13 protein-coding genes and 1 tRNA gene are annotated in these 12871 nt (G+C 72.1%); 2 read left to right on the plus strand and 12 right to left on the minus strand.

Annotated features, from left to right (window positions below):
• The first annotated feature begins 7 nt into the window (after positions 1-7).
• On the plus strand, positions 8-1201 hold the full coding sequence (locus AB7J25_RS09055) for a DUF3322 domain-containing protein (RefSeq protein WP_428507067.1): 1194 nt from the start codon (positions 8-10) through the stop codon (positions 1199-1201).
• 419 nt (positions 1202-1620) lie between these two features.
• Here AB7J25_RS09055 and AB7J25_RS09060 read toward each other — a convergent pair.
• The 11 genes from AB7J25_RS09060 to AB7J25_RS09110 all read right to left on the minus strand — a co-directional run bounded on the left by AB7J25_RS09060 (position 1621) and on the right by AB7J25_RS09110 (position 11401).
• Positions 1621-1694 (minus strand) — tRNA-Pro (locus AB7J25_RS09060).
• A gap of 60 nt (positions 1695-1754) precedes the next feature.
• Positions 1755-2795, minus strand: coding sequence for an alpha/beta fold hydrolase (locus AB7J25_RS09065; RefSeq protein ID WP_428507069.1), 1041 nt, complete (start codon positions 2793-2795; stop codon positions 1755-1757).
• Entirely contained in the window at positions 2792-4039 is a 1248-nt protein-coding gene (gene fmdA / locus AB7J25_RS09070; protein WP_428507071.1) for a formamidase, read from the minus strand. The genes AB7J25_RS09065 and fmdA overlap by 4 nt, the downstream gene beginning before the upstream one ends.
• Before the next feature lie 81 nt (positions 4040-4120).
• Complete coding sequence (locus AB7J25_RS09075) at positions 4121-4405, minus strand: FmdB family zinc ribbon protein (protein ID WP_428507073.1); 285 nt, start codon at positions 4403-4405, stop codon at positions 4121-4123.
• Between the two features lie 58 nt (positions 4406-4463).
• Positions 4464-5867, minus strand: a complete 1404-nt coding sequence (gene der / locus AB7J25_RS09080; RefSeq protein WP_428507121.1) for a ribosome biogenesis GTPase Der — start codon at positions 5865-5867, stop codon at positions 4464-4466.
• 89 nt (positions 5868-5956) lie between these two features.
• Positions 5957-6613 carry a (d)CMP kinase gene (gene cmk / locus AB7J25_RS09085; protein ID WP_428507123.1) on the minus strand — a complete coding sequence of 219 codons (657 nt, stop codon included), beginning with the start codon at positions 6611-6613 and terminating at the stop codon, positions 5957-5959.
• Between the two features lie 150 nt (positions 6614-6763).
• On the minus strand, positions 6764-7498 hold the full coding sequence (locus AB7J25_RS09090) for a pseudouridine synthase (protein ID WP_428507075.1): 735 nt from the start codon (positions 7496-7498) through the stop codon (positions 6764-6766).
• Positions 7499-7550: 52 nt separating this feature from the next.
• Entirely contained in the window at positions 7551-8210 is a 660-nt protein-coding gene (gene scpB, locus AB7J25_RS09095) for an SMC-Scp complex subunit ScpB (RefSeq protein ID WP_428507125.1), read from the minus strand.
• Positions 8132-8980 (minus strand): segregation and condensation protein A, encoded by an 849-nt coding sequence (locus AB7J25_RS09100; protein ID WP_428507077.1) that lies wholly within the window; start codon positions 8978-8980, stop codon positions 8132-8134. Before AB7J25_RS09100 ends, scpB begins: the two co-directional genes overlap by 79 nt.
• Positions 8977-9828, minus strand: coding sequence for a ParA family protein (locus AB7J25_RS09105; protein WP_428507127.1), 852 nt, complete (start codon positions 9826-9828; stop codon positions 8977-8979). The genes AB7J25_RS09100 and AB7J25_RS09105 overlap by 4 nt, the downstream gene beginning before the upstream one ends.
• Positions 9829-10159: 331 nt before the next feature.
• Positions 10160-11401, minus strand: coding sequence for a L,D-transpeptidase (locus AB7J25_RS09110; protein ID WP_428507079.1), 1242 nt, complete (start codon positions 11399-11401; stop codon positions 10160-10162).
• A 214-nt stretch (positions 11402-11615) separates the two neighbouring features.
• Between AB7J25_RS09110 and AB7J25_RS09115 the strand changes: the two genes are divergently transcribed.
• Complete coding sequence (locus AB7J25_RS09115; protein ID WP_428507081.1) at positions 11616-11927, plus strand: hypothetical protein; 312 nt, start codon at positions 11616-11618, stop codon at positions 11925-11927.
• A 15-nt stretch (positions 11928-11942) separates the two neighbouring features.
• Here the strand turns inward: AB7J25_RS09115 and xerD are convergent, their stop codons facing one another.
• Entirely contained in the window at positions 11943-12860 is a 918-nt protein-coding gene (gene xerD, locus AB7J25_RS09120) for a site-specific tyrosine recombinase XerD (RefSeq protein ID WP_428507083.1), read from the minus strand.
• Positions 12861-12871 lie beyond the last annotated feature (11 nt).

Here is a 12871-nt window from a genome sequence, read left to right on the forward strand (position 1 = left end):
TTCAAGGTTGCGCACCCCTGACGAGATCGCCAAGTCCCTTCGTCGGCGGTTCGAGATGGACTACCCGGACTGGGCGCGCGGCCGCGGTAGCTGGCCCCTGCGTATCAATCTGTGCCCGCCGACGCCCCAGGAACGCTCCGGGGACCCCGTCGCCTGTCATGCGTGGACGGATCGTTGGCGTGCCGCCAGCAGTCCAGGAACGCTGGAGTTCGCCAACGCCCGGTTCCCGACCGGGGTGCACCGGCTGCCGCGGCGGTTGATCCTGGCCACCCCGGGTCAGGTCGCTGCCGCCAACCCGGAAACGCGGGCGACATGGCAGCGCTGCGGCGCGCGGTTGACCGAACTGGAACGTACCTTCCCCCGGGCACGCTTCGACCGCATCATCCGCAAGATCACCGACCTGCCCGAGCAGGACTACCAGCGCCTGGTCTCCACCACGCAGTGGGTCATCAACCACCCGACCTCGGGGATGCTGCTGCGTCAACTGCCCATCGAAGGCATCGGCACGAAATGGCTGGGCAGACACGCCGCGTTGCTGCTGGCACTGCTGGGAGACAGCACTACCGTCGACGACGACGAGGACATCGGCGCGGACACGACCGGGTCTCAGCGGATCCAATTACATCGACGTCTCGGGCTTCGGGTCCCACCCGACCTCATCCAAGTTGCCGTTCTCGACCCTCTGCTGCGCGCCCAGGTCGCGGGCATGCGTCACTTCGCCGCAGGCGTCGATGATCTCAATGCCTGGCCGCGGACACCGGACACCGTCGTTATCCTGGAGAACAAGGAAACCGGGTACGCCATCACCGACGACAACCCCGGCACGGTTGTCCTGCACGGGTTGGGGTTCAGCGTCGCCCACTACGCCCGGATCGACTGGGTACGCGCCGCGTCAAAGGTGATCTACTGGGGTGACATCGACCTCCCCGGTCTCTCGTTCGTCAACGATCTTCGTGGTCTCGGCGTCAACGCCACCACGATCCTCATGGATATCGACACTCTCGACCGGTTCCGGCATCTCGCGGAGAAAGGTGCCGCATCCGGACGTCAGGACCTCCCGCGCCTGACGCCGGGTGAACGTGAACTCTATGAGCGTCTTCTCGGGCACGTCGCCAGCCATGGCACCGGCCTGTTGCTCGAGCAGGAGCGGATCTCCTGGGAGTACGCTCACGCCGTGCTGACTGCCGCATGGGCACCGTGAACCTGCCGGACCAGCAGGCTGACTCTGGGTCACCACGGCCGATCAGGGCACGACCACCCGGTCCGCCGGACCCGCCAGCTCCACAAGGGGGCTCATCTCCTCCTCGGACACGAACCCCCACGGGACTCCGGCCGCTCGCCTCGGAGCTGGAGCAGTCGCGCTGCGGCCAGTACCTTGACCACGTGACACGCGCGTCCCCGTAGCCGACCGGGCCCTGCGCAGGTCGTCGATCCTGACCCCATATCGCCGTCGGTCAATCCACCGCTCCTGATTCGCTCCTGGTTGCCATCTCTCATTGCCCATAGTGGACGGAGAATGATCGTTCGAGGTGGAGCGCCAAGATTACCAAGAGCTGCGTTTCCGCTGGTCAGAACGCCAATGGGCGGCTCCTGCATCGGCAGGAGCCGCCCATCACGCCGTCGGGACGACAGGATTTGAACCTGCGACCCCTTGACCCCCAGTCAAGTGCGCTACCAAGCTGCGCCACGTCCCGGCTGCCCCCGCGGGAGCCCGGCCAGCTTAGCGCACACCCTCCCGGTGCCCGGACGGCCGGTCAGATGCCGGACGGCCCCGCGAGCAGCTCGGCAACAGCGGCGTCGATGAACGCCGTGTCCACGGGGTTGGGACCACCACCGGCGAAGTGGCCCCACACGCCGGGGATGACGCGCAGCTCCGCGTTCGGCATGTGCGAGACGGCCCACTCCTCGTCCTCGGGCGGGAAGTAGAGGTCCTTCTCGGCCGGCATGCAGATCGCCCGGGCACGGATGGATCCGAGAGCGCCCTCGGTCGACTTCTGCCCCGGCGTGGCGCCGACGTCCCCGGCCCACCAGGTGTCGAGCATCGTGAGCAGGTTGTTCGGGTCCCGCCCGTCGAGGAAGAACCCCTCCCAGAAGCCGACGGCGAAGTCCTCCAGCGAGGTGTAGCCGAGCTCTCGCCACACCTCGTCCCAGTAGAAGGCCTGGGAGAACCCCCAGCCGGCATAGATGCGGCCGAAGGCGCGCAGGCCGCCGACCGGCCACTGGTCGGGCGGGTACCAGCCGCCGTCGAACCCGACGGAGGCGGTGAGCGCCGCACGCAGCGAGTCCAGGAAGACCTGGTTGTGCGGAGCGGTGCGCGGGGACCCGCAGAACGGCAGGATCCGCTCCACCATCTCCGGGTGGCTGACGGCCCACTGGTAGGTCTGTCCCGCGCCCATGGACCAGCCGAGCACGAGCTTCAGGGTGGAGATCCCGAACACCTCGGTGACGAGCCGGTACTGCGACTCGACGTTGTCCCGGACGTTGACCCGCGGGAAGCGCGGGCCGTTGTACGGCGGTGGGGTGTTCGACGGCGACGACGACAGCCCGTTGCCGAACATGTTCGGCACGATGATGAACCACCGGCCGGGGTCGAGCGCCTTGTCCGACCCGATGAGCCACTCGTTGTCCCAGTGCCGCCCCGAGTACCACGTCGGGTAGAGGATCGCGTTGGACTTGTCGGCGTTCAGCTCGCCGTAGGTCTGGTAGGCGATCTTGGCGGGGCGCAGCGTCTGGCCGCACTCGAAGGTGAACTCGGAGACCTCGTGCACATGGTACGGCGCGTCGCGGCCGGTCATGACGTCACCGCGCAGCTGCCACGGTCGGCCCGCACCGGACCGGACGCCGACGGTCGGATGTCGAAGTCGAAGATCGCGGTGGGCAGGTAGAGCGAGCAGCAGGCGTTCGGGATGTCGACCACCCCGCTCACCCGGCCCTCGATCGGTGCGGCTCCCAGCAGCAGGTAGGCCTGCTCGCCGGAGTAGCCGAACTTCGTGAGGTACTCGACGGCGTTCAGGCAGGCGTTGCGGTAGGCGACGGTGGCGTCGTTGTAGAGCTGGGTGTCGGTGTCGTGCTCGACGCCGACGCCGATGAACGTCACGAACTCCGAGTACCGCGGCTCGACGTTGCCCGGCATGAGGATCGGGTTGGTCGTGACGCCGTAGGTGGCCATGCCGCCCTTGATCAGGTCGACGTGGAAGTCGATGAACCCGCCCATCTCGATGGCACCGCAGAAGGTGATCTCGCCGTCGCCCTGGGAGAAGTGCAGGTCGCCGCCGGAGAACAGCGCGCCGGGGACGTGCACGGGGTAGAAGACGCGCGAGCCGCGGGTGAAGTTCTTGATGTCGTGGTTGCCGCCGTTCTCCCGCGCGGGAACGGTGCGGGCGCCGTCGCGGCCGATGGCGGCGAGCAGGTCGCCGTCGGCGGTGCCGCCGAGGACGCTCTCCTCCAGCGGGGGCAACGCCAGCGGGGGCACGCGTTCTGGGTCGGTGGCGATGAGTGCCCGCTCGCGCGCGTTCCAGCGGGCGAGGAGCTCGGCCGAGGGCGCGGTGCCGAACAGGCCCGGGTGGGTGATGCCGGTGAACGACACGCCGGGGATGTGGCGTGAGGTGCAGCGCTGGCCTGCGAAGTCCCAGATGGCCTTGTAGGCGTCCGGGAAGCGGTCGGTGAGGAAGCCGCCGCCGTTGGCCTTCGAGAAGATGCCGGTGTAGCCCCAGCCCTGCCCGGGCGCGTCGCCGATCTCCTGCGGTACCGGCCCGAGGTCGAGGATGTCGACGACGAGCAGGTCGCCGGGCTCGGCGCCCTCGACGTAGATGGGGCCCGACAGCATGTGGGCGCAGGTGAGGTCGACGTCGCGGACGTCGTTCGCCGAGTCGTTGTTGCCGATCTGGCTGTCGGTCCACTCACGGCACTCGACGCGGATCTGCTGGCCCGGCCGGACGGTCACCGCCGGCGGGATGTCGGGATGCCACCGGTTGTGGCCTGGCACGGCCTGGTCGCGCATCGAGCGGGCCTGGTCGACGGTGAACACGACGTCGGGCACGGTGACCTCCGGTCTCTCGGCGTACTCCTCCGGATATGAGGCTTTGCGGAGGGGAGCGGGGTGGGAAGCGGGGCGGGGAGCTCAGGGGCGGGGCAGGCGCAGGTGGCGGGGATCGGTCGTCGTCCGCGTGGCCCGCCGGGAACGGCCCGGCACGCGGTCCACGACGGGGGGTGCGTCGGCGCTCGCGGCGCTGGTATCCAGGGCGCGGCGCAGCGCGGGATCGACGGAACGCAGCGCCGGCGCGCCGAAGAGCCTGCGGGCGGGCGCCCCGCACCCCGGGCACAGCGCGGCATCCCCCGCCTGCGCCATCGGCCGGATCAGGTCGAACGCGCCGCAGCGGGGACAGTCGTAACCGTACGTCGGCATCCCAGGCCTCGTCTCAGTGAACAATTTCTTCTGAAACTAATGGCCCTGCCGCGTGAGGTCAACGCTTGCGCGGCCGCTTCTCCCGCACCCGGACGGACAGCCGGATCGGTGAACCGGTGAACCCGAACTCCTCCCGCAGCCGCCGCTCCAGGAAGCGCCGGTAGCCGGCCTCCAGGAAGCCGGTCGTGAACAGCACGAAGGTCGGCGGGCGCGTCCGGGCCTGGGTGGCGAAGAGCACCTTGGGCTGCTTCCCGCCACGCACGGGCGGCGGGGTGGCCGCGACGACCTCCGCGAGCCACCCGTTGAGCTTGCCGGTGGGGATGCGGGCGTCCCACGAGTCCAGGGCTCGTCGCAGCGCAGGGGCGATCCGGCCCACGGCACGGCCCGTCAGCGCCGAGATGTTCACCCGCTCCGCCCACGGCACCCGGACGAGGTCGCGGTCCAGCTCGCGGGCCAGGGCGTGGCGCCGGTCCTCGTCGACGAGGTCCCACTTGTTGAACGCCAGCACGAGTGCCCGGCCCGCCTCCTCGACCATGCCGATGACGCGCTGATCCTGCTCCGCGATCGGCTCGGAGGCGTCCAGCAGCACGACCGCGACCTCGGCAGCCTCGATCGCCGCGCGGGTGCGCAGCGACGCGTAGTACTCCATCCCGGATGCGGTCCTGACGCGCTTGCGCAGCCCGGCGGTGTCGACGAAGCGCCACGTCTCGCCGTCCAGCTCGACCAGGGAGTCCACCGGGTCCACGGTGGTGCCCGCGACCTCGTGCACGACCGACCGCACCTCGCCGGACACCCGGTTGAGCAGCGACGACTTGCCGACGTTCGGCTTGCCGACCAGCGCCACCCGCCGCGGCCCGCCCTGGGCCGCGCCGACCATGTCCTCCGGCGAGGTGGGCAGGGCCTGCAGGATCGCGTCCAACAGGTCGCCCGCGCCGCGCCCGTGCAGGCCGCTGACGGGGTGCGGCTCCCCCAGCCCGAGCCGCCACAGCGCCGCGACGTCCGCGGTGAGCCGGTCGTCGTCGACCTTCGTGGCCGCGAGCAGGACGGGCCGGTCCGAGCGGCGCAGCACGCGCGCGACGGCCTCGTCCGTGGCCGTGGCGCCGACCGCGGCGTCCACGACGAGCAGTACGGCGTCCGCCGACCGCATCGCGTAGTCCGCCTGCTCGGCGACGGCGGCCTGCAGGCCGGTGGCATCCGGCTCCCAGCCACCGGTGTCGACGAGGGTGAACCGTCGCCCGTTCCACAGCGCGTCGTAGGTCACCCGGTCCCGGGTGACCCCGGGGATGTCCTGCACGACGGCCTCGCGCCGCCCGATCAGCCGGTTGACCAGTGTGGACTTGCCCACGTTCGGCCGCCCGACGACGGCGAGCACCGGCTGCGGGCCGTGCTCCTGCGCCGCGGCGTCGTCGGCGAACTCGTCGCCCGCGCTGAACTCGGCCGGGTCGATGCCCAGCCGCGACATCTCCAGCGTGTCCACCTGATCGAATCCTGCACCCACAGCCCGCTCCGTCGTCCGTACCGATCCTCCAGGGTGCCAGGTGACCGGCGGGGCTAGCGGACGAGCCCCCGCTCCCGCACGAGCCGGAGCAGCTCGTCGAGCACGGCGTCGACGGAGAGGTCGTCCGTGTCGAGCACCAGCGCGTCCGGCGCGGCGTGCAGGGGCGACACCTTGCGGGTCGAGTCGAGCCGGTCCCGGCGGCGGACGTCGGCGAGCACCGTGGCGGCGTCCACCTCCCGCCCGGCCCGGCGGTCCTGCTTGCCGCGGCGCTCGGCACGGACCGCATCGGAGGCCGTCAGGTACACCTTCAGCGGTGCCTCGGGCACGACGACGCTGCCGATGTCGCGGCCCTCGACGACGATGCCGTCCGCCCGCGCGATCAGCTCCCGCTGCCGGGCGACCATCACCGCGCGGACCTCGGGCAGCGCCGACACCGCGCTCACGGCACGGGTGACCTCCGGCCCGCGGATCTCCGCGCCGACGTCCTCGCCGGCGAGGCGGATCGTCGGATCGGACGGGTCGGTGCCGGACTCCAGCTCCGCGGCGACCGCGACCGGGCCCGCCTCGGGGGCGTCCGGGGCCACCCCGGCCCGCAGGACGGCCAGCGTCGCGGCCCGGTACATCGCACCGGTGTCCAGGTACGCGGCCCCGCACTCGCGGGCCAGGCGCCGCGACACCGTCGACTTCCCCGTGCCCGACGGCCCGTCCATCGCCACGACCCCGTGCAGCCGCCCCGTCACCCCGCCGTGCCCCTTCCCGGTCCCGCGCCCACCGCCGGACCGCCGGTCATCATGCCGGGCCCGGATCCGGGACCTCCATCATCCCGACGGCTTCATCCCGATCGGCGACATCCCGATCGGCTACATCCCCACGGCGCGGTAGAGCGACCCGACCTCGGCCCGCGTGAGCGGGCGCAGCCGGCCAGGGCGCTGGTTGCCCAGCCGCACCTCACCGATCGCGGTGCGCACCAGCCGCAGCACCGGGTGCCCGACCTCGTCCATCAGCCTGCGCACGACGTGCTTGCGGCCCTCGTGCAGCACGAGCTCGACCATCGAGCGCCCTGCGGCGGAGTCCACGAGCCGGAACGAGTCCACCGCGACCGGGCCGTCCTCCAGCTCCACCCCGGCGCGCAGCCGCTTCCCGAGGTCGCGCGGCAGCTGGCCCGCGACCTCCGCGACGTAGGTCTTCGTCACCTCGAACGACGGGTGCATGAGCCGGTGGCCCAATTCGCCGTCGTTGGTGAGCAGCAGCAGGCCCTCGGTGTCGGCGTCCAGCCGCCCGACGTGGAACAGCCGCTCCACCCGGCCCTCGACGACGTCGCCGACGCACGGGCGACCCCGGTCGTCCGACATCGTCGAGAGCATCCCCCGCGGCTTGTTCAGCGCCAGGTGCACGACGTCCTCGCGCAGCACCACGCGCGAGCCGTCCACGTGCACCACGGCCGTCTCCGGGTCGATCCGGCGGCCCATCTCGCGCACGACCCGGCCGTCCACGCTCACCCGCCCGGCCGCGATCAGCTGCTCGGCGGCCCGCCGGGAGGCGATGCCGGCCTGGGCCAGCACCTTCTGCAGCCGTACACCGTCTGTGTCGTTCATCCTGTGTCGTTCATCCTGCGCCGTTCATCGCTCGCTCATCTCGCGGGCAAGCCTAGAGCTCGTCGATGGCGTCGATGTCGGGCAGGAGCGGGGCGAGCGCGGGCAGCTCCTCCAGCGACGACAGGCCGAGCCTCTCCAGGAACGTCTCGGTGGTGGCGAAGAGCGTGCCCTGGGTGGACGGGTCCGCGCCCGCCTCGGCGATGAGCCCGCGGGTGAGCAGGGTGCGCAGCACCCCGTCGCAGTTGACGCCGCGGACGGCCGCGACCCTGGCCCGGGTGACGGGCTGGCGGTACGCCACGACGGCGAGGGTCTCCAGGGCGGCCCGCGTGAGCCGCGCCCGCTGCCCGTCCAGCAGCATGCGCTCGACGAACGGCGCGTAGCGGTCGCGGGTGTAGAAGCGCCATCCGCCGCCGACGTGGCGCAGGTCCATGCCGCGCTCGCCGTCGGAGTACGCGGTGGCGAGGCGGGGCAGGGCGGTACGGACGCGGGCGACGGGCACGTCCAGGGCCGCGGCGAGCGTCTCCTCGTCCGTCGGCGCGTCCACCACGAGCAGGAGCGCCTCCAGCGCGGCGTCGAGATCGGCGTCCTCGGTGAGGTCCGGCAGGCCCGCGGTGCCGGGGAGCGCCTCGGCGTTCATGCGCCCTCGTGCCGGGCTGCTGCCCGCACGGCGGGGCGGGCGGGGAAGCGGGCGGCACCGTCCTCGGGCGTCCAGCGCACCGTGAGCTCCCCGAACGCCTCGGGCTGGTGCAGGTCGACCTCCGCGCCGCGGTACATGTCGAGCACGCCGAGGAACCGGGCCACGACCTCCAGCGGGCCCGCGCAGTCCGCCGTGAGGACGGCGAACGTCGCCGTCCCGAGCTCGGCGAGGCGCTCCCGCATCAGCGCGACGTGCTCGGCGACCGAGACGTGGACGGCGTGCAGGTGGTCGACCCCCACGGTGGGCGGCGGCTTCGGCCGGAACACCGCGGCGGCGAGCTCGGCGAAGGCCTGCGGATCCACGCCGAGCAGCACCTCGGGCAGCAGTGTCGCGAACCGCTCCTCCAGCGCCACCGAGCGCGGGAAGCGCCGGGCCGCGCCCGCCTCCAGCTCGACGAACAGGCCCGCGACCTGCTTGTACGCGCGGTACTGCAGCAGCCGGGCGAACAGCAGGTCGCGCGCCTCCAGCAGGGCGGCCGTCTCCTCGTCGGCGTCGCCGTCGGCGTCCGGCAGCAAGCGGGCGGCCTTCAGATCGAGCAGGGTGGCCGCGACGACGAGGAACTCCGTGGTCTCGTCCAGGTCCGCGTCCTCCCCCAGCGCGGTGAGGTGCGCGATGAAGTCGTCGGTGACCTGGTGCAGCGCCATCTCGGTGACGTCGAGCTGGTGCGAGCCGATCAGCTGCAGGAGCAGGTCGAACGGGCCGGTGAAGTTGTGCAGCCGCACGGTGAACCGCGGCCGTCCATGCTCCTCCGGGAGCTCGGTGTCCCTGTCCGGCGCCAGTGTCACCGGGCGAGGACCTCGCGGGCGACGTGGCGGTAGGCCTGCGCGCCGTTGGAGTTGGGCGCCCACGTCGTGATCGGCTCCCCGGCGACGGTGGTCTCCGGGAACCGGACGGTGCGGTTGATCGTGGCCTGGAACACGAGATCGCCGAACGCGTCGATGACCCGCTGGCGGACCTCGCGCGTGTGCAGCGTGCGCGGGTCGAACATCGTGCAGAGGATGCCGAGGTGCTCCAGGTCCGGGTTGATCCGCGACTGCACCTTGTCGATCGTGTCCATGAGCAGGGCGACGCCGCGCAGGCTGAAGAACTCGCAGGCCAGCGGGATCAGCACGGCGTCAGCGCAGGCCAGCGCGTTGATCGTGAGCAGGCCGAGCGACGGCTGGCAGTCGATCAGGATGACGTCGTAGCGGTCCAGCACCGGCTTGATCGCCCGCCCGAGCGCCTGCTCGCGGCCGACCTCGGTGACGAGCTGGACCTCGGCGGCGGACAGGTCGATGTTGCTGGGCAGCAGGTCCATGTCGGCAACCGTGGTGTGCCGGATGACGTCGTCGATCTCGACGCCGCGCTCCATCAGCAGGTTGTAGATCGTGACGTCCAGCTCGTGGGCGGGCACGCCGAGCCCCACCGACAGGGCACCCTGGGGGTCGAAGTCCACGAGCAGCACGCGGCGGCCGTACTCGGCGAGCGCCGCACCGAGGTTGATCGTCGTGGTCGTCTTCCCGACGCCGCCCTTCTGGTTGGCGACCGCGATGACCCGCGCCGGGCCGTGCTCGGTCAGCGGTGCGGGGACCGGCGCGGCGGAGTGCGCGTCCTCACGCTCGTCGCCGCGGTCGTCGAGCCCCCCGTCATGCACGCCGTGCACCTCGTCAGGCACGCCGTGCACATCGCCGTGGACATCGCTGTGGACGACGCCGTGGACGACGCCGCTGCGGTCGTCGACGTGCCCGCCGTACTCGCGACTCGGACGTGGTTCGTGGGGCCGCGGTGTGTCCAATGCGGTCTCCGGTCTCTGCGGTGCCGGGCGGCACCTCTCGGGATCAGGGGGCCGCCATCGGCCGCAGACTAGGGAGTCACCCCATCGGGCGGCAACGCGCCCCGCCGTGTGGTGCCGTCGGAATCGGCCGGTGGCCGGAACTCGTCGGTGGAGCAGTGTATCCGCGCGTCCGGCGTCGCCCGAACCGGGCTCAGGATGACGGGGTCAACGCCGACTTCGCCGTCCACTCGTCCCAGGGCACCGTCCAGTCGTAGTAGTTCCCGTCCTGCTTGTCGAGCTGCTGGCTGGACCCGGTGATCTCGACGGGGTCGCCGGTGATCACGGCGTCGTACACGGCCTTGGCGTCGGCCATCGAGAGGTTGATGCAGCCGTGCGAGACGTTGCGCCGGCCCTGGGCGCTCGCCGACCAGGGCGCGGCGTGGGTGAACTCGCCGTTGTTCGAGATCCGCACGGCCCAGCTGACCGGGAAGTCGGTGTAGCCGAACGTCTCGCTGTTCATGAGGTACTTGGCGTGCTTGGTCATCGCGACGTGGATCCCGCTGTGGGTGACCCGGCGCGGATCGGAGTCCAGCCCGTAGCTCGCCTTCCACTGCCCGACCTGCACGCCGTCGGAGAACGCGTGCAGCATGTACTCGCGGGTGTCGCCGCGCAGGACGAACTGGCGACCGATCGTGAACGTCGACGTCACGTCGTTGCGGCCGTAGGCGCCGTCGCCGAGGTCGACCCCGTAGGCCGGGGCGGACACCGTGACCTCGGTGTCGGCCGGGTAGTACTCCTTGGGCCGCCAGTGCACCGACGTGTCCGAGAGCCACGCCCAGGAGCCTTCGACCGGCTTCGAGGTGCGCACCGACAGCCGCTCCTCGACGGCGGCCTTGTCCTCGGCGTCCACGATGGGAGCGCTGAAGTCGACGGCGATCGGCATCGCGACGCCGTAGGTCTCGCCGTCCGCGACGTTCAGCCGGGCCTTGACCAGCTTCTTCGGCTTCACCGTCGCGAACGACCCGGCGATGGGCGAGCGTTCGCCGTCGTCCCCGACGGCCCAGCCGGACCAGGTGTAGGTCGTGTCGAAGTCCAGCGGCTCGTCCGGACGCCACGTGTCGGCGTCGGCGGAGAGCGTGCCGGCGACCCGGTGACCCTCCGCGCCGATCAGCTCGATCGTCTCGATGCGCCCGTGCTCGACCTCGACGGACGCGGGGGCGGACGGTGCGACGTCCGTGACGGAGTCGCCCGGGGAGACCTGGACCTCGGCCGCCTCCGCCGCGACGACGTGCTCGGCCACCGTTCCGCCGACGGCCGTGCCCGAGGCCACGAGCACGACTCCCAGCAACGCCAGCGCGCCGACCAGCAACGACCTCTTCGGTGGCCGCCGCCCCGCGACCACCATCCGGCTTCCACCCACCTGCGACGTCCCGTCGGCAGTTCCGTCCCCCACACGGGCGAGGGTAGCCGCAGGCGCCGCCGGGGCCGGGCCCCGTATCACCCGATCGTGCCGGGTCGTGACCAAGACGATGCGCGACGGTGTTCGATGTTGCGCGCGTCACAGGCCCCGCCCGACCGGCCCGTAACGGCGGCCGCGGCACGCCCGAGGGTGCCCGTGAGGATCACCACCGTCGTCCACCACCGTCGTCACAGTCTCGGGAGCACGCATGCCATCGGTCGAGGAGAGCGTCCGCCAGGCCATCGCCGGGGTCGGCGACGCCGAACCGGAGGTGCGGGCCGCCGTCGCGGCGGCCGCGGCGTCGGCCGCGATCCCGCCGCCGACCGGGCAGGGGGTGAACACGCTCTGGACGATCCTGGTGTCCGGCCTGGTCGCGGTGCTCCTTGTCGCGCTCGGCGGGATCATCTTCACGATCGCCGACGGCAAGGAGACGACCAGCGCGGACATCCTCGTCACCGTGTTCAGCTCGGCCCTGACCGGCCTGATCGGCCTGTTCGTGCGCTCACCCGCCTCGGGGTGACCGCCCGGGTCACGCTCAGCCACGCGCCCGGGGGTGGGTGGTGGCGTACACCTCGCGCAGGACGTCCACGGTCACCCGGGTGTAGATCTGCGTCGTCGTCACCGAGGCGTGGCCCAGGAGCTCCTGCACGACGCGGACGTCCGCGCCCCCGGCGAGCAGGTGCGTCGCGAAGCAGTGCCGCAGCGTGTGCGGGGACACCTCCGCGGTCACGCCGGCGACCTCGGCGGCGTGGCGCAGCACGTGCCAGGCGCTCTGCCGGGACAGCCGCGCGCCGCGGGCGTTGAGCAGCAACGCGGGTGTGCCGCGCCCGCGGGCGGCGAGGGCGGGTCGCGCGCGCACCAGGTAGGCGTCCACCGCGGCCAGCGCGGGCCTGCCGACCGGCACGATCCGCTCCTTGCCGCCCTTGCCGTGCAGCCGGACGGTGCGGGCGCCCGCGTCGAGGTCGTCGCGGTCCAGGCCGACGGCCTCGGAGATCCGGGCGCCCGTGGAGTAGAGGAGCTCGAGCAGCGCACGGTCGCGCAGCGGACCGGGACCGTCGCCGATGCACCCGGCGAGGAGCTGGTCGACCTCGTCGACCGTGAGCGCCTTGGGCAGGCGCGCGGTCTGTGCGGGCGGGGTGACCTCGCGGGTCACGTCGTCGGCGACGAGGCCGTCGCGCACCGCGAAGCGGTGCAGGCCGCGCACGGCGGCGAGCGCGCGGGCCGCCGACGACGCCGCGAGCGGGCGCTCCCCGCCACGCAGCGCCGCGACGAACCCGGTGACGTCGACCTCCCGGACCGCGCCCAGGTCCGCGGTCGGGCCCAGCCGGTCCAGGTGGTCCAGGTAGCGACGCAGGTCCGCGGCGTAGGAGCGCAGCGTGTTGGTGGCGCTGCCCCGCTCCACCGCGAGGTGGTGCAGGTAGGCCTCGACGACGTCCACCGGACGGGCTCCCACCCGGTACATCC

The sequence above is a fragment of the Pseudonocardia sp. genome (assembly GCF_050246655.1).
Taxonomy (GTDB): Bacteria; Actinomycetota; Actinomycetes; order Mycobacteriales; family Pseudonocardiaceae; genus Pseudonocardia.

What these genes read in the sequence shown, in the direction of transcription:
- AB7J25_RS09115 (WP_428507081.1), top strand. Translation starts at nt 11,616, where the DNA reads ATGCCATCGGTCGAGGAGAGCGTCCGCCAGGCCATCGCCGGGGTCGGC.
- der (WP_428507121.1), bottom strand. Translation starts at nt 5,867, where the DNA reads ATGTCGCGGCTGGGCATCGACCCGGCCGAGTTCAGCGCGGGCGACGAG.
- AB7J25_RS09065 (WP_428507069.1), bottom strand. Translation starts at nt 2,795, where the DNA reads ATGACCGGCCGCGACGCGCCGTACCATGTGCACGAGGTCTCCGAGTTC.
- AB7J25_RS09090 (WP_428507075.1), bottom strand. Translation starts at nt 7,498, where the DNA reads ATGAACGACACAGACGGTGTACGGCTGCAGAAGGTGCTGGCCCAGGCC.
- AB7J25_RS09075 (WP_428507073.1), bottom strand. Translation starts at nt 4,405, where the DNA reads ATGCCGACGTACGGTTACGACTGTCCCCGCTGCGGCGCGTTCGACCTG.
- cmk (WP_428507123.1), bottom strand. Translation starts at nt 6,613, where the DNA reads ATGGACGGGCCGTCGGGCACGGGGAAGTCGACGGTGTCGCGGCGCCTG.